Raw genomic sequence first — 22470 nt, 5'->3', positions numbered from 1 at the left:
TTTGAATCAAACTGACGAGAACATTTCGTTCTCTATTTTTGAATTTCACCGAAGTGAAATTCACTCACTCGTTGTTCAGTTTTCAAAGATCAAACCCGCTTTTCGTTACTTGCTGATTTATCAGAGGCAACTCTTATATATTATCATGTCCGAGCCGTTTTTGCAAGTACTTTTTTTAAAATTCTTTTTCGTTACTTGCTACCACTTATTCTGACGAACAAGTCGCTTGTTATCGGCTGGATTTATAATGTACCACGTATTATGCACTTTATGCAAATGTAAAATTTGACAGTTGTTTCGCTTCTTAGACTCAACTTTTAAACAGAAAGAACAGCCCCTAGGGCTGTTCCGTATGTCTTTACTTATTCAACTGCGCGATGCCGCATATGAGGGAATAACAGTACATCACGAATAGATGGTGCATCCGTTAGAAGCATAACGAGACGATCTACCCCGATGCCAAGACCACCTGTTGGCGGCATACCATATTCGAGCGCACGAATGAAATCTTCATCCATTTCATGAGCTTCATCATTTCCTTGTTCACGTTCAACAAGCTGCGCTTCAAAGCGTTGACGTTGATCAATTGGATCGTTAAGCTCTGTAAATGCGTTCGCATGCTCACGAGCAACAATAAACAGCTCAAATCGATCCGTAAAACGCGGATCTCGATCATTTTTCTTCGCAAGCGGCGAAATTTCAACCGGATGACCTGTAATAAAGGTTGGCTGAATTAATGTCTCCTCAACAAATTGCTCGAAGAATGCATTAACAATATGGCCAAATGTCATGTGCGGCTCTACAGGCACTTTATGTTCTTTCGCAAGACGATGTGCTTCCTCGTCAGACATTTGAACACTGAAGTCTACACCTGTCACTTCTTTAACTGCATCAACCATAGATACACGGCGCCATGCTGGAGTCAGATCCACTTCATGACCTTGATAACGAATCTTCGTCGTGCCAAGCACTTCTTGCGCTATATGTGAAATTAGGTTCTCTGTCAGACGCATAATATCTTCGTAGTCAGCATATGCCTCGTAAAGCTCGATCATCGTAAATTCTGGATTGTGACGAGTGGATATACCTTCATTACGATATACGCGACCAATTTCATATACTTTCTCAAGTCCGCCGACAATGAGACGTTTCAAATGAAGCTCAATCGCAATACGCATATAGAGCTGCATATCAAGCGCATTATGATGCGTAATGAACGGACGTGCCGCAGCACCCCCGGCAATCGCATGGAGCGTTGGCGTTTCGACTTCAAGGTATCCTAATGAATCGAGGTAGCGACGCATCGATTGAATAATTTTCGAACGCAGAATGAACGATTGTTGCACTTCTGGGTTAACAATCAAATCCACATAACGTTGGCGGTAACGAAGTTCTACGTCCTTGAGGCCATGATATTTGTCTGGCAATGGATACAGCGATTTAGACAACACTTCAAGATCTTTTACTTTGATCGAAGTTTCACCGGTCTTCGTTTTGAATACTGTGCCGCTGACTCCGACGATATCTCCAAGATCCAGCAAACCGAAGGCTGCATATTTTGCCTCAGGAACAGAATCTTGACGAACATAAATTTGAATCTTGCCGCTCAAGTCTTGAATGTGGGCGAAACTTGCTTTTCCCATACCGCGTTTTGCCATAATGCGGCCAGCAATGCTCACCTCAATATTTTTCTCCTCAAGCTCTTCCTTCGTAAGGCTGTCATACTTGGCTAAGATGTCACCGGCATTATCTGTTCTAACATACTTTTTGCCGAACGGATCAATACCGAGCGCGCGAAGTTCGTCCAATTTATTGCGGCGAATGACGAGCAGCTCATTAAGTTCTGTCTCCTGATTTAATTGTTCTTCATTCATTTCTTCTTTCATTGTTCGCTCATCTCCTTACTACATATCATAACAAAAATAGATTAAACATAGTAAAAAAGCTCCCCAAAGGAAGCTTTTTCAATAACACCAAAATCCTGCCTTACTTTTTGATATCCACAATTTTATATTGAATAATGCCCGCTGGAACATTTACCTCTACAATAGTTCCCTTTTGCTTTCCTAGAATTGCCTTACCTACAGGGCTTTCATTCGATATTCTGTTTTGCAGCGGATTGGATTCAGCTGTACCTACAATTGTATATTCCATCGTATCACCGAATTCCAAATCTTCAACGATTACAGTGGAACCAATGCTTACTGTATTTGTATCAATTTCATCATTGTTGATAATACGTGCGTTGCGAAGCATTTTCTCAAGAGTAATGATACGCCCTTCAATAAAAGCCTGCTCGTTCTTAGCATCTTCGTACTCTGAGTTTTCACTGATATCGCCATAACCAATGGCTATTTTAATACGTTCAGCGACTTCACGGCGTTTGACTGACTTAAGGTTTTCTAATTCTTCTTCCAGTTTCTTTAAACCATCCTGGGTAAGAATGACTTCTTTATCGCTCATCTAACCGATTCTCCTGTCATGAGAAAAATTTTCGCACTTCGGGCGTGAAACTTAAGTCTTGTAGAAATTTCAGTATCTCGAGAACGCCCAAGAGATAAGTTGCTTCATTAAATCCTAATCAACGAAAATTCACGCATCATTCGAGAATATCATATGCAATCTGACCGCGATCAGACCATCCCTTATGTGGAATTATCTCCCGAGGCGAATTTATACTGTGAAATTATATGGTAACCATTACAAAATGTCAATGTTACCAAAGAACGAAATGAAAACGTTTCATATTCCAACAGGTTAGAATTAGAGAGCTAGTGCAGCCTCGGCCTCTGCTGATAATTGCGCCTGACCTTCTCCGCCTTCAACTTCTGCCGCAAAATTTTCTAGAATACGCACTACATCTTCACGTCTTGTCTCTTCCATGATGGTGTCTTTTATTCGTGCGGATCCTTTAATCCCTTTCAAATACCATGCAATATGTTTACGCATTTCACGTACAGCAACTTCTTCGCCTCTCATTGCGATGAGACGATCCATGTGCAGGATAGCGATTGTAATTTTCTCTTGCACAGATGGCTCAGGAGGGAGTTCTCCGGTTTTCAAATATTGTACTGTACGATAGAGCATCCAAGGGTTACCGAGCGCACCGCGTCCAATCATAACCCCATCAACACCTGTCGTATCAAGCATGCGACGAGCATCTTCCGGAGTCGCTACATCGCCATTACCAATGACCGGGATGGATACCGCTTCTTTAACTTGTTTAATAACACTCCAGTCTGCACGGCCTGTATACTGTTGCATTCTTGTTCTGCCGTGAACACTTACCGCTTGACCGCCGGCTCTTTCAACAGCAAGGGCATTTTCAACAGCGTATATGTGCTCGTGGTCCCAACCGATCCGCATTTTAACCGTTACTGGCTTTTCGACAGCATCAACGACAGCAGCGACCATATCATAAATTTTGTTTGGATCAAGAAGCCAGCGTGCACCTGCATCAATTTTATTCACTTTTGGTGCAGGGCAGCCCATGTTAATGTCGATAATATCAGCGTTCGTCTCTTTATCGACAACTTTTGCAGCCTCTACTAAAGATTCACGGTCGCCGCCGAAAATTTGCAAGCTAAGCGGTTTTTCCCGTTCATCTACATACAGCATTTCAAGTGTACGTTTGTTGCCATGCAAAATAGCTTTATCGCTTACCATTTCCGCGCAAACTAGACCCGTACCGAATTGCTTTGCGATGAGACGAAAAGCAGGGTTGCAAACCCCAGCCATCGGCGCGAGAACGACCTCATTTTTCATTTCAATGTTCCCTATTTTAAGCATTCCTGTTTCAACTCCTTAAGTTTTATTTTATTTCGAACGTTATCCGTTCAGTTCAGTTAGTTCCTGAACAGATATATTTAATCCTTGTGCGATCTTAATTAGCAACTGCTGGTTTATCGGCTTATTTCCTCGTTCAACTGCACCAAGCACCGCGACGGAAATATTTATTTTATTTGCAAACTCTTGCTGAGTATATCCCTTTAACTTTCGAAATGCTCGGATTCTCTGGGCCAACTGAACGCTTTCCATCGCTGCACTCCGTCCTTTCCATCCAACTTATGAAGAGCGCTTTGCACGAATGTGTATAAGTCTGGCTGTTCATCTGCTTGGACAATTTCAGACAATGGGACCAGCACGAAAGCCCGCTCTGCCATACGAGGGTGCGGGAGAATCAGCTCTTCCGTCTCTAGCACTATACCGCCGAACCATAATAAATCTAAATCAACGGTGCGCGGACCCCAGCGAATGGTACGAACACGGCCAAGCTCACGCTCGGTGTCCAGCATAACGTTTAAAAGCTCCTTTGGCTTAAGAGACGTTCGAAGCGAAGCTGCCATATTTAGAAAAGAAGGCTGATCAACATAACCAACCGGATCAGTCTCATATAAACTAGAGCATCGGAGCACGTTAATTTGCGGGTGAGCATCTAACCGATCAATGGCCGAGATTAACGTTCCTTCACGGTCTCCCAAATTGGCCCCCAAAGCAATATAAGCCTCTGATCGTTCAGAGGAGGTATACACAGCCATCATAAGTTCTCACTTTCTCTTCCTATAAAGCTCCACTGTCACACCTTGAAAATGGATGTCAAACGGAGGATGCGGCTTTGTTACTTTTACGCATACCGCATCTATAACAGTATAAGTGTCTAATAGAGAGGATGCAATATGTTCGCCTAACGCTTCAATCAGCTTGAATGATTTTTTCTCGACGATTTCCTTCACGAGCTCATGAACTTCGGCATAATTCACCGTCTTGGTGAGATCGTCATTTTGCCCTGCCGCACGAAGATCGAGATCCATTTCAACATCGATGTAGAAACGTTGTCCAAGCTTTCTTTCTTCCTCAAAAACACCGTGGTAACCGTAATATTCCATGCGGTGCAGCACCATTTTATCCATTACTATTCTTCCGCCCTTCATTCATTAGCATAAAGCATAGCATCGCACATCGTTACTGTACGCTTAATTTGTTTCACATCGTGGACTCTGACCAGCTGACAGCCTTGCGCAATTCCAAAAGCGACTGTCGCCGCAGTTCCTTCAATGACATCATCAACCGGCAGATTAAGCGCGGTGCGGATAAACCGTTTGCGAGACGTAGCAAGCAGCACCGGAAAGCCAAGCTCTGTTAAGCGGTCTAAGGACTTCATCAAAATCAAATTTTCCTTATAATCCTTCGCAAAACCGATTCCCGGATCTAAAATAATATGTTCATCCTTCACACCTGCACGGCGAGCAATTTCTACACTTTCCAGCAAATCGCGGACAACGTCTGACACAAAATCGGTATAATCCCGCTCCTTACGGTTGTGCATCAGAATGACTGGGCACTCTAGCTGAGCTGCAACCTCAGCCATTTGCGGATCTTCCTTAAAACCCCATATGTCATTAATCATATGAGCCCCTGCATGGATTGCCTGACGCGCAACTTCAGCCTTATACGTATCTACTGAAATAGGAATATGAGGCGCCTGTTTATGAATTGCTTCTATAACAGGAATAACACGGGAGAGTTCCTCCTCCATTCCTACCGGTTCATGACCAGGTCTAGTCGATTCCCCGCCAATATCGATCAGGTCTGCTCCATCTTCAATCATTTGCAGAGCATGCATAACCGCCCGTTCGGGATCGTTATAACGTCCCCCGTCAGAGAATGAATCTGGCGTTACATTCAGAATCCCCATAATCAGGGTGGACTTTCCAAGCGTTAAAGTCGTCTTGCCGCATTGGTAACTTCGTTCGTAAATCGTTGGTTTCATTTCAGCATCCCTGCCTTCTTTCTATATAAATTCAACAATTGTGACGTAACTGGCCCAACTGTACCACTGTTCACTTTATAGATTGCTCCGTCCGTATCGATGAGTGAGGTGATCGGCACTACTTCTTGGATAGAGCTTGTTATGAAAGCTTCATCCGCATGAACCAGATGGTCCCACGTGTAGTTGCCCTCAGCGATCTTAATTCCGAGTTCCCTTGCAAGCTGAATGACAAATGCTCTCGTAATTCCCGGTAAAATTCCGTTCTCTATCGCTGGTGTATATAGTCTATCCTGTTTCACAAAAAATAGATTGCTGACAATACCTTCAGCTAAATAACCCTTCTCCGTTAAAAATAACCCTTCCGCCTGCGCCGATGCCGCTTGTAGACTTTCTAGCAATTCCCGTTTGGCGAGAATATTGTTCATATAGTGGAGTGACTTCAGCCTTACCTTGCCCTCTGGGGTATTGCGCCGCAATTTTAACCGCAATAAGCTCTTTCCCCACTCGTAAACGGAAGGAGAAAAAGAAGGCAGCTCCTTCATGTACATGACTCTGGTTGCTCTATGATAGTTTGCCGAAGGCAATCCCAGTACATCTACCCCTGCCGAAACGGTATATCGGATATACGCATCCCGAAGATTATTGGCCGCGAGAAGTGATTTTATTTCATCATTTATTTGACTTGAACTTATATGATGCTCAATTCCAAGCTCCTTACAACCTGCTTCAAGTCTCTCCAAATGTTCATCCAGCAAAAAAGGAACGCCATGATATGTACGAAATGTTTCAAACAAGCCCATACCATACAAAAAGCCGTGATCCATTACGGATATCACGGCTTCGGAGGCAGGGATAACAGCTCCGTTCATCCCAATGTAGTTCATCCTCTTAAACCTCTACCTTATGCTTAAGGAAATTACGTAGCATCTGGTGACCATAGTCGGTAATGATGGATTCCGGATGGAACTGAACACCTTCGATTGGGTACTCTTTATGACGCAGTCCCATAATTTCACCCTCTGCAGTCTCAGCTGTTATCTCTAGGCAATCCGGCAGACTTTCCCGATCAACGATGAGCGAATGATATCTCGTTGCCGTGAAAGGAGACGGCAATCCTTCGAACACAGAAGTGCCTTTATGAAGAATCGGAGACGTTTTGCCGTGCATTAGGCGCTCGGCACGTACAACCTTACCTCCAAAAGCTTGACCTATAGCTTGATGACCTAGGCAAACGCCGAAAATTGGAATAATGCCTTTAAAATGCTTAATGACATCTAGAGTAATACCTGCTTCACTCGGTGAACGTGGGCCTGGTGAAATTAGAATATGGTCTGGGCTAAGCCCTTTAATCCCTTCAATATCAATTTCGTCGTTCCGACGAACGACAACTTCTTCTCCCAGTTCGCCTAAATATTGAACCAAGTTATACGTAAATGAATCATAGTTATCAATAACTAATATCATGAACTCATCCCTTATCTTCTTATTATTGATCGGCAGTTTGTTCACTGTACTGTACCGCTTTGATAGTGGCTCTGCCTTTGTTCAGACATTCGCGATACTCTCGGTACGGGGCGGAATCAATCACAATTCCCGCTCCCGTCTGAATGTAACCTGTACGATCTTTAACGACCAATGTTCTTATAATAATATTTAATTCCATATTGCCGTTATAGTCAATCCAGCCCATTGAACCTGTATAAGGCCCTCTTGTAACCGGCTCTAATTCCTCGATAATTTCCATCGTGCGTACTTTCGGAGCACCGGTTATCGTTCCTCCTGGAAATACAGCTGCAATTACATCATAAACGTTACGGCCTTTAGCGAGTCTACCTTCTACTTGCGATACTAGATGCATGACATGCGAGTAGTATTCAATCGTCATAAGCTCGCTTACGTTCACCGATCCATATTCAGCGATTCGCCCGATATCATTGCGTTCTAGATCGACAAGCATAATATGCTCTGCTCTTTCCTTCTCGGTGCCAAGCAATTCCTTAGCCATGGCCTCATCTTCCTCAGGCGTGCTGCCGCGGCGTCTTGTTCCCGCGATCGGTCTAGCGCTAACATTGCCCTGCTCTACCTTAATAAGCAGCTCAGGAGATGCGGACACAAGCTGAAAATCAGGAAAACGCAGCATTCCCATATAAGGCGACGGATTGAGAAGGCGGAGCCACTCGTAAATGTGCTCTGGAGTCGAACGCAAAGGGAACTCTCTTCTCAGCGATAAATTAACTTGGAACACATCGCCCCTTGCAATATACTCCTGAATGCGGCGTACCGCCTGTTCAAACTGCTCCTGCGGGAAAGGAGTGCTGCCTTCTAATGAGTCAGTCATAGAGTTAGCCTGATCATTCTGCAAAATGCCGCGCCACTCTTCTAGCCTATCTATTAGATGAGGCTGATTTCCCCAGTCATTTATTTCTTGCCAAAGCTCCCTCATCTTAGCGGCACGCCCAGCCGCCTCTTCGTACAACCGCTCTAATTCGTCTGTATTCGGATGACTGTCAGTCGCTTGTTCTACAGAAAAAGGAACATGTACGATGCAATATAGAGCCCCTTCCTGCATATCAATCGCCCAAATCTCATCCATTTGCATCCACACATAATCAGGCAGCTCCAAGTCATCCGCAGCTTGCTGCGGGAGCTCTTCAAGAGAACGAGCAACATCATAGCTCAAATACCCTACGCAGCCGCCGCCAAATTTAGGTGCGCCTTGCACATAAGGAGAGCGGAATGGAGACATCCACTCCTCAAGCATCTCAAGCGGCTTCCCTTGGAGCCAGCTCTCCTCTCCGCTCGGCGAATGTTGAACGAGCGCTCGGTTTCCTTTGCCCCGGATGATAGAGACCGGGTGCAGACCCATGAACGTGTACTGTCCCTCCTTGCCGCTCTCGAGCACAAAGGAATAAGGTGACGCTTCCTGCCAAGCCTTCTCCCAGCTCGAAGGTAGGCGGATGGGCATGTTATCTATTTTTATTATATAGGGAAGCATGGTGTAACCTTCCTTAGACCAAACTGCCCATTGCTCCAATGTTGTTAATAGATGAACCACAGAGTAAAATCCTCCAAATCTATAGCTGGTTAGCTTGCGTTTAGTATACTAAAGCATACCCAGCTTGAAAAGATTATAACGATACACGGACAAAATAACGAGGGCCCCCATAGTCCAGATGACTTGGGGGCCCTTCTTACAAGACAAGTATTTATAAATTAAGCCTCAAAGTTGTAGAGCGGTGTGCTCAAGTAACGTTCACCGTTACTTGGAACAATCGCAACAACACGTTTGCCTTTGCCGAGCTGCTTAGCTACTCTCAAAGCCGCATTAATCGCTGCGCCAGAAGAAATACCAGCTAGAATACCTTCTTCTTTCGCTACACGACGTGCTGTTTCAAAAGCTTCTTCATTCTCGATATGAATAATTTCATCATAGATATCTTGATTCAAAATTTCAGGAATGAAGTTAGCGCCAATACCTTGAATTTTATGTGGTCCTGGTTTACCTCCTGCAAGAATTGGAGATGCCGCAGGCTCAACTGCATAAATTTTAATGTCTGGGAAACGTTCTTTAAGCACTTCACCAGCGCCTGTAATCGTACCGCCTGTACCAATGCCCGCTACGAAAGCGTCGAGTGTTCCGCCAATCGACTCAATCGCTTCAACGATTTCTGGGCCAGTCGTTTCACGGTGGATCTTAACATTTGCTTTATTTTTAAATTGTTCAGCTACGAAGTAGCTCGGATTCTGCTCCAAAATTTCTTCAGCTTTCTTAACCGCGCCGTTCATTCCTTCTGAACCTGGTGTAAGCACCAATTCAGCACCATAAGCTTTAAGCAGATTGCGGCGCTCCAAGCTCATTGTTTCTGGCATGACAATGATAACTTTGTATCCTTTTGCAGCTGCAACCATAGCAAGTCCAATCCCTGTATTGCCGCTTGTTGCTTCAATAATGGTATCCCCTGGCTTAATACGCCCTTCCTGTTCCGCAACTTCAATCATGCTCAGCGCAATACGATCTTTAACGCTTGAACCTGGGTTTTGATATTCAAGCTTTACATAAACTTCCGCACTATCCTCTGGTACAACGCGGTTCAAACGAACAAGGGGAGTATTTCCGATGAGTTCAGTAACATTATTAACGACTTTAGCCATTGTAGAGCCCTCCTTAACAATATGGATAACCTGCTTGCTGCATACCGAAAAGTGTAATATAGCTACATTATTTCCGAGTAAACCAGTCGGTTTTTATGATACTTTCATATTATCAACCTTAAATCATATTGTCAATAATAGACATTAAAAATTGTCATCCACATGAAGTCTTCATCGATTACGATTTAGGCGTATCATCTACAATTGTAGCCTGGAATTTATTTCTCAGCTGCTCCTCTAGTTCCGATTCGCTTATCGCTTTATCCATTGCTAGCTGTTTACGGACAGCGGCTCTAATTTCATCTTCAGTTCCCGGATTCGAAATGTGAATACCCTGAAGCTGAATAACAGCGAAACCATCCTCAAGCCTAATCGGCCCTTCAATGCCCCCGACGTCTAACTTCTCAGCGGCTTTCAAGATTGGCGAAGGTACAAAAGGATCGTCCTCCTCGATTTCCCCTAATTTACCGCCTTGCTCATTGCTAAACTCATCAATTGAATATTGCGAAGCCAGCTTGCCGAAGTCGGCTCCGTTTGCCAGCTGCTGAAGGATACTTTCTGCTTCGGATTCTTCTCTAACCTTAATCATGGCAATGTTCATAGTCTTCTTCGCTTTGAAGTCATCAGCATGGTCTTTCAGGTATCGATCAATCTCCGAATCACTTACTTTAATGCCATTTGTCGCAATTTTATCAAGCAGCAATTGGTATTCTGTCTGAGCTGCGACCTCTGCCCGGCTAAGTCCAAGCTCATTTTGCATCTCTTCATAGTAATCTTGCTCGGACGGATAGCCGCTCATAAGCCGGTCTAGTTCCTGCCGAACTTCCTCAGCTGTGACATGAATGTTAAGGCGCTTCGCTTCCGCGTATACAGCTTTATGATTAAGCATGTCTATGAGTACATCATGACCATAACGTTGCTTCAGCGCTTCGACCCATTCTTCCTCTGAAATGCTCTTACCATCAATAAAAGCAACCGGTTTGCTCCAACCCGTTGTTGCTACACCTGCCCCCGCGCCCGCTGTCTGCATTGGTTTACGGATGAAGTCTATACTAACCATCACAACAACACAGACGAATAAGACAATGACGGCTGCCCACAACCTTTTTTCTTGTCTCGTCATAAGTCTTTCGTTCCTTCAGTCTTATTTCTTAGCTTGTTCTAACAGATGTTCTAATTGTTCCTTATTAAAAGAATACGTTTCGTTGCAAAAATGACACTGAACCTCAGCCCGTCCATCTTCATCGATAATTTGCTTGAGCTCTGATTCCCCTAAGCTGATAAGTGTTCTTTCAACTCGTTCATGGGAACATTGACATTTGAAATGGATGTCCATACCGTCAAGCACCTTCACATCAGGCAAAAGCCAACGCAGCATTTCATCCAGTTCGAGTCCCTGATCAAGCAGCGAAGTAACTGGCGGGAGCGATCCGACAGCTTGCTCAATGACGGTAATTTCATCATCACTTAAACCAGGCAGCAATTGAATAATAAATCCTCCCGCTACAATGACAGAATTATCCGTGTCAACAAGTACGCCTAGACCTACAGCAGAAGGTGTTTGCTCTGATTTAGCAAAATAGTATGTGAAATCTTCGCCAAGCTCGCCCGAAATAATTGGTACACTGCCGCGATAAGGCTCTTTCAAACCTAGATCTTTCGTTACATAAATATATCCGCTCGTTCCGACCGCGCCCGCTACATCCAATTTCCCTAAACTGTTGCTTGGGAGATGAACATGAGGATTGTCTACATATCCGCGGACCTCACCATGTGCATTGGCATCGGCTACGATTTGACCGATCGGACCATCGCCTTTGACTTGGATCGTAAGCTTCTCCTCGCCTTTCAGCATCGCACCCATCATCGCTGCTGCTGTTAACGTACGTCCCATTGCCGCTGTTGCGGTTGGAAATGTATCGTGTCTGCGGCGTAATTCCTCAACAAGCTCTGTTGTGCGTACAGCAAAAGCACGTACTCTTCCATCCATAGCTGTTCCGCGAATCAGCCGATCTTGTTTGTTACTCAAGTTGTTCAGCCCCTTTTATGTTTATTAACGTTTAAAGCTTGTCTTATGTTACGAACAAAATTATTTGTTACGCTCATAAATGATCCGAAGCCCTTCAAGTGTAAGCCAAGAATTGACCTCTTCAATCGTCTTCGTCTCACTGGCAATCAATTTAGCAAGTCCGCCTGTAGCAACGACCTTAGGATTCGCATTCATTTCTAACCTAATACGCTCCACAATGCCGTCTACCTGACCTGCATAGCCATAAATAATGCCTGCTTGCATTGCATGCACCGTATTGCGTCCAATGACGCGCTTCGGCTTCTCAAGCTCTATGCGCGGCAATTTCGAAGCTCGTTGGTACAGCGCTTCTGTTGAAATGCCGATACCCGGAACGATTGCCCCGCCTAAGTAGTTGCCCTGCTCATCAATGCAATCGAACGTTGTTGCAGTCCCGAAATCGACAACAACAAGCGGACCACCGTATATTTCTACAGCAGCTACTGCATTTACAATTCGGTCCGCACCGACTTCTCTTGGATTCTCATAACGCAAATTGAGACCCGTTTTAATGCCCGGCCCAACAAGAAGCGGCTTAATGTGCAGAAACTTCTCGCTCATACGTTCCAGCACGTGCACTAAAGGCGGAACAACCGAAGACATAATCACACCCTCGATATCTTCTACCGAAATACCCGACATCCGAAACAGATTATAGAACATAATTCCATATTCGTCGGAGGTAGACTGCCTCGCTGTGCTAAGGCGAAAATGATGCAGCAGCTCACGGTCTTTATATATGCCGAGTACGATATTCGTATTGCCTACGTCTACTACTAGAATCACGGGCTTCCACCCTCTTTCTTCGCATTTAAATCTAAACTAATATCCAGGCTGTGAAAAGAATACGTAAGACGTCCCACAGAGATCACATCAACACCAGTTTCGGCGATCGATCTTATTGTATCTAAAGAAACGTTGCCTGAAGCTTCTATTATAACATGGGGCGCCTCATTTTTAATCTTCTTCACCGCCTGCTTCATTCGTTCGAGACTCATATTATCAAGCATAATGATATTCGCTTCTGCTCGAAGCGCTTCTTCGACTTGCTCTATATTTTCAGTCTCCACTTCAATGGTCATGGTATGCGGAATATTCGCCCGTGCGCGTCTCACCGCCTCGGATATACTTCCTGCAGCTTTAATATGATTATCTTTAATCATAACGGCATCATAAAGTCCAAAACGATGGTTCGAACCACCGCCTACACGTACTGCATATTTCTCGAGCATGCGGTGTCCGGGAGTCGTCTTCCGGGTGTCCACAAGACGCACTTGCAATCCTTCTAGCGCTTCTACATAAGAATGAGTGCGAGTTGCGATGCCCGATAAGCGCTGCAATAAATTTAACGAGAGTCGTTCCCCCGTTAAAATATGATGCGTGCTTCCTTCAATTTCAGCCAGCACAGTACCCTTGTTAACCGTGTATCCATCCTGTACGTGTGCTGTGAATGACAACTCTGGATTAACGACTTCAAACACGAGCTGAGCCACCGGCATGCCTGCGATGACACCATTCTCTTTAGCATGAATAATGGCTTTCGATTGATGTCCTGGCGGTACTGTCACCTGCGTTGTCACATCGCCAGAACCAACATCCTCTTTCAGCCATGCGCGAATGGACTCTACGAGCCCTTCATTATATCCGTTAAACATCATCACTTGTTTCCTCCAACATTCCTTGGTCACAGTGCATCAAAATATGTTTGCGCCAGCTTGCATCATCGCGGTGCGGAAAATCATCTCGATAATGAGCTCCGCGGCTTTCCTGCCGCTTAAGTGCAGATTTCGCCATAATCACGGAGCAAATAAGCATGTTGGCGAACTCATACTCTTCCCGTTTCTTCAGCTCTGCTTGAAAAATAGGCAGTTGCCTGTTCAGTTCATCAATCGCTTCAGTTAATGTATCCTTATTTCGACGTAAACCAACCTTACGGACCATCACCTTTTGCAGCTTCAGACGACGCTCAATAATCGGCTGCCTTGGCGGACCTAAGCGATGTAAGTCATAAGTAATGTCTATGTCGACATGTTCCAAAGGAGGCAGTTCACGAATATGGTTCACAATTCTGCTTCCAAAAACGATAGCTTCGGATAAAGAGTTGCTGGCGAGTCGATTGGCACCGTGCACACCTGTAGAAGATACTTCACCACATGCAAATAAACGCGCAATATTCGTCTCCCCATTGAAATCCGTCTTCACTCCGCCCATCATATAGTGAGCGGCTGGCGCAACAGGAATCCAATCGGTTGTCATATCAAGTCCATACTGTAGACACGTCTCATAAATCGTAGGGAAACGATGCTTAATCAGCTCTTCCGATTCATGGGTAATATCCAGATAAACGAAGGTTGATTTGGTGCGCTCCATCTCACTGACGATAGCCCTAGCCACAATATCTCTGGGTGCCAATTCCTTCTGTTCATGATATCGTTCCATAAATCGCTCGCCTTTAACATTACGGAGCAAAGCCCCTTCGCCTCGAACAGCCTCAGAGATTAGAAACCTGGGCGCTCCTGGATAACAAAGCGATGTCGGGTGAAACTGTATAAATTCAAGGTCGCGAATTAGAGCACCTGCTCGGTATGCCATAGCTATGCCATCCCCTGTTGCTACTTCAGGATTCGTTGTGTAGCGATATAGCTGTCCTGCCCCTCCGGCGCACAGAATCGTCGCATCCGATTGCACAAAGACACGCTGCCCATCTGGAAGCTGAACAAGTGCGCCAACGCACCCGCCCTCGCTCGTTATTAAATCAATGACAAAATGATTATCCCACACTTCAATATTTTCATTGTGTAAGACATGTTCGGACAGTGCCCTCACAATCTCAAATCCAGTTGCATCCCCGTTCGCATGCAAGATTCGTCGATGACTGTGGGCACCTTCTTTCGTCAGCGCCAGCTCGCCATTCTCCAAATCAAAGGCCGTGCCCATTCTCATCAATTCTTGAACTCCCTGTGGACCTTCATGGACCAGAACATTCACAGAGGCCAATGAACAGAGACCTGCGCCTGCAAACAAAGTATCTTCCAGGTGCGCCTCTGGAGAATCATCATCAGAGATGACGGCCGCAATGCCTCCTTGCGCATACCTTGTATTACTTTCTAGAATCGATTTCTTCGTAATTATAACGACATGACGGTCTTCACTTGCTTTGATCGCCGTAAATAGCCCCGCTATCCCTGAGCCGATAACGATAACATCGGTCTTGATCATGGGAAGAGCTCGCAAATCGAAATCAACCAGATATCTTGGAATCATTCCGCCTACCACCCTATCTTAGACAAGAGAGTAGCGCATGCTACTGAACTTGTAACATGCGCTCTAAAGATTTTCTAGCTTTATCAGCAACGACAGGAGGCACATATATTTGCGGTTTCATTGTTTCCAAGCATTTTACTAATTTCTTCAAGTTATTGACCTTCATATTCGGACAAACAAGATATTTGGTTGCAAAATGAAATGTTTTATGAGGACTATCAAGTCGTAACTGGTATCCCGTTCCGTCTTCCGTACCTACGATAAATTCTTTACAATCGGATTTTTTGCAATAATCTATAATGGCGGTTGTACTTCCTACAAAATCACCCATAGCAACAACTTCTGGACGACACTCCGGATGTACAACAAACTTAGAATTTGGATATTTCGCCTTCATTTCAATGACATCTTTGACGGTCAACATGTCGTGCGTGTTGCAATACCCTTCCCATATAATGAGCTTCTTATCGGTATGCTGCTGAACATAATGACCTAAGTTTTTGTCAGGTACCCAGATAATTTCATCAGAATCGATAGACTGTATCACTTTCACGGCATTAGACGAAGTGCAGCAAATATCAGTCTCTGATTTCACTTCTGCAGATGAATTAATATATGTAACCACTTTAGCATTAGGATGCTGAGCTTTAAGCTTCCGGAGCCCATCAACGTTAACCATGTCCGCCATTGGACATCCTGCTCGCTCATCGGGAATAAGCACTGTTTTATTCGGAGCTAATATTTTGGCGCTTTCGCCCATAAAGTGAACACCGCAAAAAACGATCACATCTGCATCTGTCTGTGCGGCTTTTTGTGCTAATAAGAAAGAATCTCCTCGAAAGTCAGCTACTTCTTGAATTTCATCACGCTGATAATAATGCGCTAATATAATCGCGTTTCGTTCTTTTTTTAATTCCATAAGACGCTCACGCAGCTCACGATTCTGCCCGGCTTTACGCTCTAATGCTAAAGCTTCCAATGACTACCCTCTCCTTTAAAGATCGTGAATGAAACGCTCATGATCTCTCTGTCATATGAAATATTGGTATACATTTTCATAATAACTGCGTATCTGTAGGAACCTAGGTGCAGGGTATTACTAATGCTTTTTAACTTAGCTGTTGCCGTTCACTCAATTAATGTACACAACGTTAAAGCACCTGTCAATGAATTGGTAAATAGGGCAGACACAAGTATTCAAAGGTTAATACATTATATGAAGAAAAATCCGGAAAGCACTTGGCGTGCTTCCGGATTTTCTATATATTGCTTATAAATTTTATGCCAATTTAAGATGCATTATGATGGTCTATTGTCTGAATTCGGATCATCATCGGTAGGAACATCAGGCCGAGCTGGTTCATCATCTTTACTTTGAATACGAACTCTAACATCACCGATCGTATCGATAATTGGTTCGCCGCTTTCAGGAGTTCCGCTATTACCTTCGCCATCTTCTGTTATAGAACCTTTCTCAATAAGGTCGGCGATTTGCTGGAAGTCAAGCGTTTCTCTTTCAAGTAAAGTTTGAGCGATAAGGTGAACCTCTTTAGAATGCTCAGTAAGGAGCTGCTTACATTTTTCATAACATTCATTGATGAAGCGCTGCATTTCTTGGTCGATCTCATAAGCAATCGAATCACTGTAATTCTGCTCATGACCAATATCGCGGCCCAAGAATACTTGACCTTGCGTGCTGCCAAATTGCAATGGTCCTAACTTCTCGCTCATACCATATTCCATAATCATGCTGCGCACGATGCCCGTTGCTTGTTGGAAGTCACTGTACGCACCTGTACCGATTTCACCGATGAACAGTTCTTCGGCTACACGTCCGCCGAGTAATCCCGTTACACGATCAAGGAGCTCCTGCTTCGTCACGAGCATACGGTCTTCCTTCGGAAGCATAATAACATATCCGCCGGCACGGCCGCGAGGAATAATCGTTACTTTGTGCACCATGTCCGCATGTTCTAGGTAATAACCTACAATCGTATGACCTGCTTCGTGATAAGCGACAATCCGTTTCTCACGGTCGCTGATGACGCGGCTGCGTTTCTCAGTTCCGACGATGACACGGTCAATCGATTCATCAATTTCGGCCATTGAAATATCTTTACGGTTTCTGCGAGCTGCAAGAAGAGCAGCTTCGTTAAGCAAGTTTTCCAGATCTGCACCGGAAAATCCTGTTGTCCGTTTAGCGATGACATCAAGCTTCACATCTTTGGTCAGCGGTTTGTTGCGAGAATGAACTTTGAGCACCGCTTCACGGCCTTTCACATCTGGACGATCGACCGTAATTTGACGGTCAAACCGACCCGGACGGAGAAGCGCTGGGTCAAGAATATCTGCACGGTTCGTTGCTGCGATAATGATAATGCCTTCGTTCGCACCGAAGCCGTCCATTTCAACGAGCAATTGATTTAGTGTCTGTTCGCGTTCGTCATGTCCGCCGCCAAGTCCAGCACCGCGCTGACGACCTACGGCGTCAATTTCGTCAATAAATATAATACATGGCGCGTTCTTCTTCGCGTTCTCGAACAAATCGCGAACCCGAGAAGCACCGACACCGACAAACATTTCTACAAAGTCAGAACCGGAAATACTGAAGAATGGCACACCCGCTTCACCCGCAACAGCACGTGCAAGGAGTGTTTTACCTGTACCCGGAGGTCCTACAAGGAGAACACCTTTAGGAATACGTGCACCGACCGCATTGAACTTACGAGGATCTTTCAAGAACTCAACAACTTCAACGAGCTCTTGCTTCTCTTCGTCGGCACCAGCCACATCTTCAAAGGTAACTCGTTTCTTCTCTTCATTATATAAGCGGGCACGGCTTTTCCCAAAGTTCATCACTTTACCGCCGCCGCCTTGTGCTTGGTTGAATAGGAAGAAGAAGAGAATGAACATAATGACTAACGGAACAATGGAAGTTAAGAAGGTGAGCCAGATGCTTTCACCCTGCATTTTCTTCCAATCAAGTGTGAATTTATTTTTCTCACTATAATTCGTTAGCTCAGCTACGACTCCAGGATCATAAGGAATATAGGTCGTAAACTTATCCGACTTCGCATTTGCGCTCGGTTTTCTATATTCACCGCTAACGAGGTAAGCGTAACCGTCAAACTGTACGGTCATCTTCTCGATATTATTGCTAGTCAACTGAGTACGGAACTGGTCGTAACTTGGGTTATCCGCTGCATCGTTGCCGCTGCTGACGAATTGGACAATGCCCACCACGACTAAAAAAAGAATTAGATAAAAACCAGAATTACGGATGAACCGATTCATCCCCTACCTCCTCTCAAGACACTTTAGTTATTTTACCATAGCCTGTCTTACCATCTCAACAGAGGTGGCAGAAGCGGTAATCCTGCATAAGTTAGATCATGATTAGCTGGAGTAGACTTCCGGCTTCAGGATTCCGATATAAGGGAGGTTACGGTATTTCTCTGCATAATCCAATCCATATCCTACCACGAAGGCATCCGGCAGTACAAATCCAGTGAAATCAGCTTGAAGATCGACTGTCCGGCGGGCTGGTTTATCAAATAAAGTAACTACACGAATGGATTTGGCATTGCGGCGTTTCAGCACATCATTAATCAAGTAGCTGAGCGTAAGTCCGCTGTCGATAATGTCTTCAACAATAAGTACATCACGGCCCTCAACAGATACGTCCAAATCTTTAATGATTTTAACAACACCTGATGATTTGGTAGACGCCCCGTAGCTGGATACTGCCATAAAATCAATTTCGATCGGCACAGTAATCCGTTTAATTAAATCAGCCATAAATACAAATGCGCCTTTAAGCACGCAAATAACAAGAGGATTACGACCCTCGTATTCAACGCTTAGCTTCTCGCCAAGTTCTTTAACCATCTCTTGAATCTGTTCCTCACTAATAAGTACTTCTTGAATATCGTTCTGCAACTAAGTGAACCCCCTACCGTTATACTATGAAATGCTTACTTTGACGATTACTGATCGTCTTGCTTACCGAATATCTTCCAAACGCATATATAATATGGAAGTTGTCTGCTGCGTAACTGCAGCATGCACGGATCGCCTTACCCCTGGAATCCACAATATTGTTCCCGAAGCGTCTGTAACAATAGGAATTTGATGGCGCATGGATGGAGGTATCTTATCATCGATGAAAATATCTTTTACCTTTTTGCTGCCGTTTAATCCCATGACCTTCATTACATCACCGGGCAAACGCGAACGCACTGTAAGTGGAAAATTCAGTTTGTCCGCATCAAATATTGCTTCGTTCTTCGAGTGTATTATTTCCGAATTTTCCTTGCTTTCATGACTGCGAAGTTCTGTAACTAAGCTTCGCTGTATTGAACCCAAGGATAGGATCGTGGACTTTCGCTCTAATGTGTATGTAAAGATGTCTTGATCCGCCGAACAATCCGGGAGAAAAGACACGTGATCATATTCACGTACACAGCGTAAGCCGCCCCCTAAATCAAGGCTCCATGTAGTGGGCATCTCTTGGATGATTCCACTGCGCACAGCCTCGATTTTCACAAAATCGATGTCTTCCGTATTTAATGAAAGATAATTTAATATTAGTTGAATCAACCTCCGTTGTAAAGCAACATGTAGTCCGGTAAAGGAGCGAGCTGACAGAGCATATCCACGGCCGCTCGCAGTCACAATTTGATCAAACAGCGCCTTTGCGGACTGACTCATATAATCGTCTTCTTCTCCAATAACCTCGGCAAGACGATTCAGAGATTGGGGCAGTTGTCTATTATATTTCCCCAAAAAGGGAAGCACATCCAATCTAATCTCATTTCGAGCATATTTATTGGACAGGTTGCTGCTGTCAATTACGTAAGAAAAACCCTCAGCTTCACAGAGTTCGATCAGGTCTGATTTGTATATACGTAGAAACGGCCTAATAAGTTCCACATTTTTTTCACGCCGTTTGATCTTCATGCCGGCAAGTCCCGTTGGCCCTGAGCCGCGAAGGAGACGCATCAATACCGTTTCCGCCTGATCATCGGCATGATGAGCAAGCGCAATGGACTGCGCTTTATATTTATCCGCAACATCTAACAGAAACTGATACCTTTTCTCGCGGGCGGCAAGCTGTGTGCCCTTCCCGCTTTCCTTCATATATGCGGGCACATCGATGACTGCGAGTTCGAACGGAATACCGAGCTTGAATGCCGTTTCCCTAACCATCTCTGCCTCTGCATCCGATTCAGCACCCCGAAAACTATGGTTTACATGCGCGCATATCAGTTCAAGAGGTGTGTCTGTCCGAGCAATATAGTGCAGAACATGCAAAAGAGTCACAGAATCCGGCCCGCCGGATACTGCGACTATAATACGGTCATGGGGAGACCATAAATGATATGCCTGTGCGGTTTTACGCACCTGTTCTGCCATGGTGTACATCTTAAGGTCACCCATCTGTTCTCCCCTTCTTCTCTAGTTAGCATTGATCAATGTATAAATTAAAATCGCACTACAAAATAAATAGCGCAGCAGAGCATGATGATGGAGAAAGCAAAGGCGCTTTTGAGCCACCTAGGAGTAACATGTGTTTGCTTTGACTTTAACTTTACGGCTGCCGGATAGACATCTCTCTTCCAACTGGTTATCGCTTCAGTCGTATCTGCAAACTCATGGAGTATCGCTTTCCTAAGCCATTTGGCATAAGGGTGGACGTTAGGATGGCCCAGCAGCCCAAGTAAATCCTGCGTGCTTCGAGCTTGCGGCAGCTGCTGATTCGTCACTTTCTTGAATCCTTCATCATACAGCAAATTAAGACATAGCAAAGCAAACGAGAACAAGTCATACCCTTCATCCGCAGTTCGGCTGCCTGCGTTCCAGTAACCGCGATCGTATCGTTCGGTGAACTGCTTAATACTCCGTCCGATACTGCTTACACCGCCATAGTCAATCAGTTCAACATGTCCATATTCAGACACAAGAACATTATCCGGTTTAAGATCACCGAATACCCAGCCGCCATCATGTAATTGTTGCAGCTTTTCAAGCAGACTTAAACCGACGAAACCAAGCCATTCTCTTTCCTTTTTTTCCAAAAAAGCATGAATAGGTACGCCTTTAACATACCGCATCACATAGAAAGGAATTTCCTTGTTATCCGAAGTAAAATCATCTACTTCTACAAGAAAAGAGGATGCATGCTGATCATGGCCCTGCTTTCTTGACGTCTTGTAATGTTTTTGCCCCTGAAGCGAATGAAGCACATTGATCTCGGACTGCAGGTCAACCGTTTCGTAGCCCATTTTAAGAGCGTACAATTGTCTCGTGCCTACTTTCTGTACAAGGTAGACCATCCCATTCGCACCTTGGCCTAGCATGCGATGTATATAGTACCGACTGCGCCTCCACTTGCCGACAATAATCGTCCCTGGGGAAAAGGTGGTTTTAAACGACGTAGTCACCTAGTATCCCTTCTCTTTTCATCATCTCTTCGTTCCATGCTTGATTATTATTAAGTGTACCATATTGATAAAAATCAATCACCTTAAATATCGCTGGTCCAGTCGGCGTAGCCCCCTTCATTTGGATCCTGCCAAATAAGGAATGGATGCGGCTAATATCCTCTGTCCAGTCTAAATCGAGCACTGCTTCTTCTCCGCTGTGTCTCCCGGGATAGTGGAATACAGCGAGCTGGCTCGTCCCTTGTCTTGCTTGTAAACTAAGCATTAAATCGCGAGCCGCATCCTCGACAGACCTAAGCTTCGGCTTCATGCTCGCGCTGGCGTCAATCAGAAGCGCAACCTGCAGCGGACTTGTCTCGGACAGCTCATCTACCACTTCAACAACCTGAGCCCGCTGATGCGGCGGCAAATCTTCCAGCGAACCGTCTCCTAATATATGAGTCAATTCTTTGTGAACGGCATGTTGTATCGTTTGAACGACAGTTTTACGCGTCATCATTTGCATCGTTTGTGCAAGCTGGGGTGTGCCTACAACTCTGCTGATCCCTCCGCCGGCTTTAGCGATTTCAGCAATTTCAATGCTTCCCAGCTCTCCAATCGTTCCGTAGTCTATAACCCCAACGACGTTAACCGTTATGCCTTCCTTCAGCGCATGAGCAGCCGCGAGTACCGGGCTTACGCCCACATTGGAGCAACCGTCTGTAATGAGCAGTATTTGTTTCATGTGATGATCCTCCCAATCTTCTCTTTTATTTCCGTATTTATTTCGCAGT

Annotated in this window: 22 protein-coding genes; all 22 read right to left on the bottom strand. The window is 44.8% G+C overall.

From position 1 onward, the window contains the following. Nucleotides 1-362 precede the first annotated feature (362 nt). On the bottom strand, nucleotides 363-1886 hold the full coding sequence (gene lysS, locus J2Z20_RS16655) for a lysine--tRNA ligase (protein WP_415640042.1): 1524 nt from the start codon (nucleotides 1884-1886) through the stop codon (nucleotides 363-365). A gap of 100 nt (nucleotides 1887-1986) precedes the next feature. Next, nucleotides 1987-2463, bottom strand: coding sequence for a transcription elongation factor GreA (gene greA / locus J2Z20_RS16650; RefSeq protein WP_209853006.1), 477 nt, complete (start codon nucleotides 2461-2463; stop codon nucleotides 1987-1989). 300 nt (nucleotides 2464-2763) lie between these two features. Continuing rightward, entirely contained in the window at nucleotides 2764-3789 is a 1026-nt protein-coding gene (gene dusB, locus J2Z20_RS16645) for a tRNA dihydrouridine synthase DusB (protein WP_209853004.1), read from the bottom strand. 39 nt (nucleotides 3790-3828) lie between these two features. Next, complete coding sequence (locus tag J2Z20_RS16640) at nucleotides 3829-4038, bottom strand: helix-turn-helix domain-containing protein (RefSeq protein ID WP_209853002.1); 210 nt, start codon at nucleotides 4036-4038, stop codon at nucleotides 3829-3831. Next, nucleotides 3990-4538, bottom strand: a complete 549-nt coding sequence (folK, locus tag J2Z20_RS16635) for a 2-amino-4-hydroxy-6-hydroxymethyldihydropteridine diphosphokinase (RefSeq protein WP_209853000.1) — start codon at nucleotides 4536-4538, stop codon at nucleotides 3990-3992. Before folK ends, J2Z20_RS16640 begins: the two co-directional genes overlap by 49 nt. A 9-nt stretch (nucleotides 4539-4547) precedes the next feature. Beyond that, nucleotides 4548-4910, bottom strand: a complete 363-nt coding sequence (gene folB, locus J2Z20_RS16630; RefSeq protein WP_209852998.1) for a dihydroneopterin aldolase — start codon at nucleotides 4908-4910, stop codon at nucleotides 4548-4550. Nucleotides 4911-4927: 17 nt separating this feature from the next. Further along, nucleotides 4928-5770 (bottom strand): dihydropteroate synthase, encoded by an 843-nt coding sequence (gene folP / locus J2Z20_RS16625; protein WP_209852997.1) that lies wholly within the window; start codon nucleotides 5768-5770, stop codon nucleotides 4928-4930. Beyond that, the gene (pabC, locus tag J2Z20_RS16620) at nucleotides 5767-6654 is read right to left on the bottom strand and encodes an aminodeoxychorismate lyase (RefSeq protein WP_209852995.1); all 888 of its coding nucleotides are present in this window, start codon (nucleotides 6652-6654) and stop codon (nucleotides 5767-5769) included. Before pabC ends, folP begins: the two co-directional genes overlap by 4 nt. A 4-nt stretch (nucleotides 6655-6658) precedes the next feature. After that, the gene (gene pabA, locus J2Z20_RS16615; protein WP_209852993.1) at nucleotides 6659-7234 is read right to left on the bottom strand and encodes an aminodeoxychorismate/anthranilate synthase component II; all 576 of its coding nucleotides are present in this window, start codon (nucleotides 7232-7234) and stop codon (nucleotides 6659-6661) included. A gap of 22 nt (nucleotides 7235-7256) precedes the next feature. Then, nucleotides 7257-8765: an anthranilate synthase component I family protein gene (locus J2Z20_RS16610; protein WP_209853011.1), complete on the bottom strand. Its 1509-nt coding sequence runs from the start codon at nucleotides 8763-8765 to the stop codon at nucleotides 7257-7259. A 218-nt stretch (nucleotides 8766-8983) separates the two neighbouring features. Beyond that, entirely contained in the window at nucleotides 8984-9922 is a 939-nt protein-coding gene (gene cysK / locus J2Z20_RS16605) for a cysteine synthase A (protein WP_209852992.1), read from the bottom strand. Between the two features lie 178 nt (nucleotides 9923-10100). Beyond that, nucleotides 10101-11045: a peptidylprolyl isomerase gene (locus J2Z20_RS16600; RefSeq protein ID WP_209852990.1), complete on the bottom strand. Its 945-nt coding sequence runs from the start codon at nucleotides 11043-11045 to the stop codon at nucleotides 10101-10103. A 21-nt stretch (nucleotides 11046-11066) separates the two neighbouring features. Further along, entirely contained in the window at nucleotides 11067-11951 is an 885-nt protein-coding gene (gene hslO / locus J2Z20_RS16595; protein WP_209852988.1) for an Hsp33 family molecular chaperone HslO, read from the bottom strand. 60 nt (nucleotides 11952-12011) lie between these two features. Next, entirely contained in the window at nucleotides 12012-12776 is a 765-nt protein-coding gene (locus J2Z20_RS16590) for a type III pantothenate kinase (protein ID WP_209852986.1), read from the bottom strand. After that, the gene (gene nadC, locus J2Z20_RS16585) at nucleotides 12773-13648 is read right to left on the bottom strand and encodes a carboxylating nicotinate-nucleotide diphosphorylase (RefSeq protein WP_209852984.1); all 876 of its coding nucleotides are present in this window, start codon (nucleotides 13646-13648) and stop codon (nucleotides 12773-12775) included. The genes J2Z20_RS16590 and nadC overlap by 4 nt, the downstream gene beginning before the upstream one ends. Then, nucleotides 13638-15254, bottom strand: a complete 1617-nt coding sequence (gene nadB / locus J2Z20_RS16580; protein WP_209852982.1) for an L-aspartate oxidase — start codon at nucleotides 15252-15254, stop codon at nucleotides 13638-13640. Before nadB ends, nadC begins: the two co-directional genes overlap by 11 nt. Before the next feature lie 40 nt (nucleotides 15255-15294). Further along, complete coding sequence (gene nadA, locus J2Z20_RS16575) at nucleotides 15295-16233, bottom strand: quinolinate synthase NadA (RefSeq protein WP_209852980.1); 939 nt, start codon at nucleotides 16231-16233, stop codon at nucleotides 15295-15297. A gap of 320 nt (nucleotides 16234-16553) precedes the next feature. Further along, nucleotides 16554-18548: an ATP-dependent zinc metalloprotease FtsH gene (ftsH, locus tag J2Z20_RS16570; protein ID WP_209852978.1), complete on the bottom strand. Its 1995-nt coding sequence runs from the start codon at nucleotides 18546-18548 to the stop codon at nucleotides 16554-16556. A 102-nt stretch (nucleotides 18549-18650) separates the two neighbouring features. Next, nucleotides 18651-19193, bottom strand: a complete 543-nt coding sequence (gene hpt / locus J2Z20_RS16565) for a hypoxanthine phosphoribosyltransferase (protein ID WP_209852975.1) — start codon at nucleotides 19191-19193, stop codon at nucleotides 18651-18653. Between the two features lie 63 nt (nucleotides 19194-19256). Continuing rightward, on the bottom strand, nucleotides 19257-20693 hold the full coding sequence (tilS, locus tag J2Z20_RS16560; protein ID WP_209852973.1) for a tRNA lysidine(34) synthetase TilS: 1437 nt from the start codon (nucleotides 20691-20693) through the stop codon (nucleotides 19257-19259). A gap of 44 nt (nucleotides 20694-20737) precedes the next feature. Next, nucleotides 20738-21697 carry a serine/threonine protein kinase gene (locus J2Z20_RS16555; RefSeq protein ID WP_342454329.1) on the bottom strand — a complete coding sequence of 320 codons (960 nt, stop codon included), beginning with the start codon at nucleotides 21695-21697 and terminating at the stop codon, nucleotides 20738-20740. Continuing rightward, nucleotides 21681-22421, bottom strand: coding sequence for a vWA domain-containing protein (locus J2Z20_RS16550; RefSeq protein WP_209852971.1), 741 nt, complete (start codon nucleotides 22419-22421; stop codon nucleotides 21681-21683). Before J2Z20_RS16550 ends, J2Z20_RS16555 begins: the two co-directional genes overlap by 17 nt. Nucleotides 22422-22470 lie beyond the last annotated feature (49 nt).

The organism is Paenibacillus sediminis (assembly GCF_017873765.1).
In the GTDB taxonomy this organism is placed as follows: domain Bacteria; phylum Bacillota; class Bacilli; order Paenibacillales; family Paenibacillaceae; genus Paenibacillus_AG; species Paenibacillus_AG sediminis.
This window is presented reverse-complemented; position numbering and strand designations above follow the sequence as displayed.

What these genes read in the sequence shown, in the direction of transcription:
- folB (WP_209852998.1), bottom strand. Translation starts at nt 4,910, where the DNA reads ATGGATAAAATGGTGCTGCACCGCATGGAATATTACGGTTACCACGGT.
- J2Z20_RS16550 (WP_209852971.1), bottom strand. Translation starts at nt 22,421, where the DNA reads ATGAAACAAATACTGCTCATTACAGACGGTTGCTCCAATGTGGGCGTA.
- J2Z20_RS16610 (WP_209853011.1), bottom strand. Translation starts at nt 8,765, where the DNA reads ATGCTTCCCTATATAATAAAAATAGATAACATGCCCATCCGCCTACCT.
- tilS (WP_209852973.1), bottom strand. Translation starts at nt 20,693, where the DNA reads ATGGGTGACCTTAAGATGTACACCATGGCAGAACAGGTGCGTAAAACC.
- nadC (WP_209852984.1), bottom strand. Translation starts at nt 13,648, where the DNA reads ATGATGTTTAACGGATATAATGAAGGGCTCGTAGAGTCCATTCGCGCA.
- ftsH (WP_209852978.1), bottom strand. Translation starts at nt 18,548, where the DNA reads ATGAATCGGTTCATCCGTAATTCTGGTTTTTATCTAATTCTTTTTTTA.
- cysK (WP_209852992.1), bottom strand. Translation starts at nt 9,922, where the DNA reads ATGGCTAAAGTCGTTAATAATGTTACTGAACTCATCGGAAATACTCCC.
- J2Z20_RS16640 (WP_209853002.1), bottom strand. Translation starts at nt 4,038, where the DNA reads ATGGAAAGCGTTCAGTTGGCCCAGAGAATCCGAGCATTTCGAAAGTTA.
- greA (WP_209853006.1), bottom strand. Translation starts at nt 2,463, where the DNA reads ATGAGCGATAAAGAAGTCATTCTTACCCAGGATGGTTTAAAGAAACTG.
- lysS (WP_415640042.1), bottom strand. Translation starts at nt 1,886, where the DNA reads ATGAAAGAAGAAATGAATGAAGAACAATTAAATCAGGAGACAGAACTT.
- J2Z20_RS16600 (WP_209852990.1), bottom strand. Translation starts at nt 11,045, where the DNA reads ATGACGAGACAAGAAAAAAGGTTGTGGGCAGCCGTCATTGTCTTATTC.
- pabA (WP_209852993.1), bottom strand. Translation starts at nt 7,234, where the DNA reads ATGATATTAGTTATTGATAACTATGATTCATTTACGTATAACTTGGTT.
- dusB (WP_209853004.1), bottom strand. Translation starts at nt 3,789, where the DNA reads ATGCTTAAAATAGGGAACATTGAAATGAAAAATGAGGTCGTTCTCGCG.
- folP (WP_209852997.1), bottom strand. Translation starts at nt 5,770, where the DNA reads ATGAAACCAACGATTTACGAACGAAGTTACCAATGCGGCAAGACGACT.
- folK (WP_209853000.1), bottom strand. Translation starts at nt 4,538, where the DNA reads ATGGCTGTGTATACCTCCTCTGAACGATCAGAGGCTTATATTGCTTTG.
- nadB (WP_209852982.1), bottom strand. Translation starts at nt 15,254, where the DNA reads ATGATTCCAAGATATCTGGTTGATTTCGATTTGCGAGCTCTTCCCATG.
- pabC (WP_209852995.1), bottom strand. Translation starts at nt 6,654, where the DNA reads ATGAACTACATTGGGATGAACGGAGCTGTTATCCCTGCCTCCGAAGCC.